This window comes from Pseudomonas sp. 43(2021) (assembly GCF_017490805.1).
Classification (GTDB): domain Bacteria; phylum Pseudomonadota; class Gammaproteobacteria; order Pseudomonadales; family Pseudomonadaceae; genus Aquipseudomonas.
In genome coordinates, this window is the sequence record NZ_JAFGYJ010000166.1 from 1 (window position 1) to 615 (window position 615).

1 rRNA gene is annotated in these 615 nt (G+C 51.2%); it reads left to right on the forward strand.

Features of this window, described 5'->3' with window-relative positions:
- A 23S ribosomal RNA gene (locus J5M71_RS26560) occupies positions 1 to 615 on the forward strand; the annotation flags it as partial.

Genomic DNA, 615 nt, shown 5'->3' on the forward strand with positions numbered 1-615 from the left:
ACAGCTAGGAGGTTGGCTTAGAAGCAGCCACCCTTTAAAGAAAGCGTAATAGCTCACTAGTCGAGTCGGCCTGCGCGGAAGATGTAACGGGGCTCAAACCATGCACCGAAGCTACGGGTGTCATCTTTGATGACGCGGTAGAGGAGCGTTCTGTAAGCCTGTGAAGGTGAGTTGAGAAGCTTGCTGGAGGTATCAGAAGTGCGAATGCTGACATGAGTAACGACAATGCGAGTGAAAAACTCGCACGCCGAAAGACCAAGGTTTCCTGCGCAACGTTAATCGACGCAGGGTTAGTCGGTCCCTAAGGCGAGGCTGAAAAGCGTAGTCGATGGAAAACAGGTTAATATTCCTGTACTTCCAGTTATTGCGATGGAGGGACGGAGAAGGTTAGGCCAGCCTGGCGTTGGTTGTCCAGGTTTAAGGTGGTAGGCTGAAATCTTAGGCAAATCCGGGATTTCAAGGCCGAGAGCTGATGACGAGTTGCCTCTAGGCGACGAAGTGGTTGATACCATGCTTCCAAGAAAAGCTCCTAAGCTTCAGATAACTGGGAACCGTACCCCAAACCGACACAGGTGGTTAGGTAGAGAATACCAAGGCGCTTGAGAGAACTCGGGT